A 4,429-nucleotide genomic window follows, 5' to 3' on the forward strand; every position below is an offset into this window, starting at 1 on the left:
CGCATTAAACCATCACAGCCAGGATATCCTTCCCGACCACTGGTTCCTGAAATACAGAGGGCAGAAATTCTGGCAACTCTCAAACCCGTAGATGGGGTAGTGATTTTTGCTGAAACCACAGCTAATCGTTTAATTGAAGCACTGCAACCAGAGGTGTACGTTAAAGGGGGTGACTACACTTTATCCACTTTACCAGAAGCCCAAATTGTTCAATCCTACGGGGGGCGGATTGAGTTAGTCCAGGTTGAATTTCCTACCTCCACTACTCAAATCATTAACCGCATTCTTCAGGCTCGATAAGCACGTGAGAATAGAGAATGGTTAAAATTTGGTAAATTGTTGTGGGTGTAAATTGATTCTTTGTCAATTTTGGAAAAAACTTTTCATACCCTCGGGTGTTGTCTCTTCCTAGCTGGTGTCTCCCTATATACAGTATAGGCACGCTACATTAGGCATGATAGCAGGCTTACATTAGGTACTAAGCACCCTTACACACTTAACTATTAACCATTAACCATTAACCATTAACCATTAAACCAACACCTAACCCCCAACCCCTAACAATTAACCTGCAAGTTAATTGTTCAAGCAGCGATTAGAGTGAAGCACCGAAGCGAGACAATTGACGGACTACGATCGCACGAATTTTGGCACAAGTTGTTCATCGTAAAAGGTTTAAGGTTAGACAATTATAAGCTTGAAGGTTGTATACAAGCGGTTCCTTGCCGTAGTCTAGGTTAAAAGCATGAACTTGCTTGACTCTCGACTTTAAAACCTATCACATTCAATCTTCTTGAGTGCAACCTCAAACCCTACCCTTCATGAGCGATCAAACGGCCCGGTTACCAGCAGAAGTCTCTAACACAGTTGCCGAACTCCAGCGCCAGCTAAAGTCTAGTTCTGAAAAAAAACAACAGGCTTTGATTCAGGAACTTGCCAACACTGGCACTGCCGGGTTAGACGTGTTAATGGAATTTTTACAGGAGCAACATGCCAACCCGACTATCCTCAGTGCTGGTTTTGCCTATCAAGCCCTCCATCAAGCCAATATGCCCAAAACCAATGAATTTTTGCAAACCTATTTTCCTACTGGGGTTGTACCCCTACGTTCTGAAGCAGGCATTGATTACACACCCGTGCAACAGCTGTTAGTTAAACAAGATTTTCTCGCAGCTGACCGTCTTACTCTCGAAAAACTCTGTGAGTTAGCAGGAGCTGCTGCTCTACAGAGAAGATGGCTGTATTTTTCCGAAGTAGACAATTTCCCGATTACAGATTTGCAAACTATTGATATCTTGTGGGTTATTCACTCTCAAGGCAAATTTGGATTTTCTGTACAGCGGGAGCTTTGGTTGTCTTTGGGCAAGAACTGGGAAAAACTTTGGCCAAAAATTGGTTGGAAAACTGGCAATCGCTGGACCCGATATCCCCATGAGTTTATCTGGGATCTCAGTGCACCAAAAGGTCATTTGCCTCTTTCCAATCAGCTCAGAGGTGTTCGGGTATTTTCCTCTTTGCTTTCTCATCCAGCTTGGTCTACTCGGATATGACTGCCATAAGCGGTCAGGAAGGAAAAAAACACAAAAATGCTTCTGATACCAAAAAAAATGGCATGATTTAAGCATTTATTTTCCTGAGAATTTGTTGACTTCACTACTCTATCTGGGAACCTTAAGTGTTGTGGGTAGTACTACAGTAGCCAGTAGACTGTGGTGCTACCAAAGGTAACCATGGGAAATGGGTTGGTTATGGCAAAAGAAAATCAACTTTTTTGTACTCTGGATGGTTTGACTCCTAAAGAACGGGAAAAAAAACGACTGAAAACTCTTCGGGATTTAGGTCTACTCGAAGCAGAAACAGTACCAGTTTTCGACGAGGCAACTCAAACTACTGCCAGATTTTTAGATGTGCCTATCTGCATTTTGGGCTTTATGGTACAAACGCAACAGCACATCAAATCAGCTGTGGGATTATCTAGAATCGGTCTAATGAATCGAGTGGCACAGTCCCGTCAGTTGCCCCGTAGTGAATGCTTTTGTAGCTATGTAGTAGATAGTCATCAAATGTTGGCGATTAATGATACAGTCGCCAACCCTGTCTTTGCTAGTAGTGTACTGGTTCACCACTACGGTATCCGTTCTTACTTAGGTGCACCACTGTTAACTGCTGACGGAGAGTGTTTAGGTACCCTAGCAGTTATGGATTTAGTACCTCGCAATTTTACCACCAAAGATTATGAGTTTTTGGCAATTACCGCTCGTTGGAGTCTCAGTGAATTTGAGCGGAATCATTTTTTGAAAAAAGAGCGTGACCGGTTTGTTAACTGGCTACCTAACTCTTCCACAGAGGCTCAGCACTCTCAGGAAGTGGAGTCTGATCGGGAAATTTATAGCCCTCGGAATATCTGTCTAGATGGAATAGCTGGTTTTAACTCAGTTCACACCATTAAGTACAAATTACTAACTCAGCTGACACAGGAATTGCGCACACCTCTAACATCAATTATGGGAATGGCTAGTGTATTAAGTCGCCAAGTTTATGGGTCTTTGACTGATAAACAAAAAGAATATCTAGAAATTGTTTATTGCAGTGGTCGTCAGCTGGTCTTGATGGTTGATGAAATTCTTTGCTTGGGGATTTTTGAGGAAAACAGCGAACAACTAAATTTAACTGCTGTAGATATTGAAATGCTCTGTCAACAAGCAATTAACAATTTAGCACAGATAGCCCAGCAACATCGACAAAAGTTGCATTTATCTGTAGAGCCAGGGAATCGCATCTGGTTTCTGGATAAAGAAAAGGTCAGACAAATGCTATATTACCTCATATTCAGTGTGATTTACTCGGCTGAAGCAGGGGGTGAAATACGCATCCATGTCTCTCGAAAAACTGATTTGGACAGGGCTAATGTCGTGTCTTTGAAAATCGCGGTTTGGGTTTCTCACCCCTGGCTCGGAGATGGTCTACCTCAGATGTACGGGCAAATTTCTGAGTTACCGTTACAATCTCCCTCAGCAGCAGCAGCAGTTGCTAATGCTTTAGAAACCCCATTCATCAATGAACGACTCGGAATAAGTGAACTACCTTCGAGTTCTAACTTCCTCTGTGACAATCAGTTTTTATCCAGTTCTTTTGACCCAGAAAGCACTAGTTGGAGTTCTGAATCGGAAAAAATACCTCAGAATAGTGAATCTCGTGAAAGTTTAGGGCTATTACTAAGCTGCCATTTAGCTAAACGCCATAGAGGAAAAATTTCTGTTCAAGGTTTGCCAGAGTTAGGGTACCGCTACGTGATTACTTTACCTAAATTAGAGTCTTCTGATCAAAACTGTTAAACCACTGTTCCAATTCATTGACTGATATGTTAAACTAATATGGGCAACGGTACTGTAAAGGTGATACAGCCAGCAAACATAGACCGTGACCGTATTTATCAAAAACAACTCATAAATAGAAGACTAACGGCTGATAAGGGTTGCTCAGTTAAGAAATTGTTGAATTTTGCGCGCGTCTTTCTGAAGTGGTCGATAGCAAAAGTCCTAAAGACCCCCTGAGAAGGCCAGATTTTCGGGAAGCGTCGAAACGTTTTTTAGTATTTGGTGAATGAATCCTGATCTAAAATCAAAGATTATAGATGGGGTGGTTTCAAATAAAACATAGACAATGAATTCAGCTTGGCAACGGTTTACTCTCTCAAATTTGCAGCTGTATCGGTGGCGAGGAACTAGCTATTTGTATCGCCTCGTGGGACTCCTAGATTCTTGGCGTCAGAGTAGCTTGCTCCTACAGTGGTCTGACCCAATAGGAGCGATGATAGTTGCTCTGGTGTTCGGTTTAGCTCCTTTTGTCTCCAATGCTCTAGTAGGCATCTTGTTAATTGCAAGTGCAGGGTTCTGGGTATTGCTAACCTTATCCGATGATATAGGAAAGCCGAAGGTAAGCCCCATTCATCTGTTAGTTTTTTTGTACTGGAGTGTTGCCACTATAGCCACCGCACTCTCTCCGGTGAAAGGGGCTGCCTCTAGTGGTTTGGTGAAATTAACCCTTTATTTGTTGTTTTTTGCCCTGATCGCAAGGGTATTGCGTTCCGGTCCGCTTCGTAGCTGGATTATTACCCTGTTTCTCCATATCTCACTAATTGTCAGTATTTACGGCTTGCGGCAGTGGTTTTTTGGGGCTGAAGCATTAGCTACCTGGGTAGACCCGACTTCAGCAGCAGCAAAACTGACACGGGTCTATAGTTATCTGGGCAACCCGAATTTACTAGCTGGTTATCTGATCCCAGCAGTATCATTGAGTTTGGCAGCAGTATTTGTCTGGCAGGGTTTGCTCCCCAAAGCCTTAGCACTGACGATGGTGGTCGTGAATTCAGTTTGTCTAGTGCTAACCTTTAGTCGGGGTGGATGGATTGGTTTTGTTGTTTGTATTT

General features: G+C 42.8%; 2 protein-coding genes and 2 pseudogenes. All 4 read left to right on the forward strand.

The annotated features are described in order from the left end of the window. Positions 1–300 (forward strand): annotated as a pseudogene (locus tag F6K57_RS37685) (D-glycero-beta-D-manno-heptose 1-phosphate adenylyltransferase); the annotation flags it as partial. Positions 301–821: 521 nt separating this feature from the next. Further along, the gene (locus F6K57_RS37690; RefSeq protein ID WP_070396930.1) at positions 822–1,550 is read left to right on the forward strand and encodes a GUN4 domain-containing protein; all 729 of its coding nucleotides are present in this window, start codon (positions 822–824) and stop codon (positions 1,548–1,550) included. Positions 1,551–1,748: 198 nt separating this feature from the next. Further along, positions 1,749–3,335 carry a GAF domain-containing sensor histidine kinase gene (locus F6K57_RS37695; RefSeq protein ID WP_229415464.1) on the forward strand — a complete coding sequence of 529 codons (1,587 nt, stop codon included), beginning with the start codon at positions 1,749–1,751 and terminating at the stop codon, positions 3,333–3,335. A gap of 328 nt (positions 3,336–3,663) precedes the next feature. Continuing rightward, positions 3,664–4,429 (forward strand): annotated as a pseudogene (locus F6K57_RS37700) (putative bicarbonate transporter, IctB family); the annotation flags it as partial.

It is taken from the genome of Moorena sp. SIO4A5, assembly GCF_010672005.1.
Lineage (GTDB): Bacteria > Cyanobacteriota > Cyanobacteriia > Cyanobacteriales > Coleofasciculaceae > Moorena.

What these genes read in the sequence shown, in the direction of transcription:
- F6K57_RS37690 (WP_070396930.1), top strand. Translation starts at nt 822, where the DNA reads ATGAGCGATCAAACGGCCCGGTTACCAGCAGAAGTCTCTAACACAGTT.
- F6K57_RS37695 (WP_229415464.1), top strand. Translation starts at nt 1,749, where the DNA reads ATGGCAAAAGAAAATCAACTTTTTTGTACTCTGGATGGTTTGACTCCT.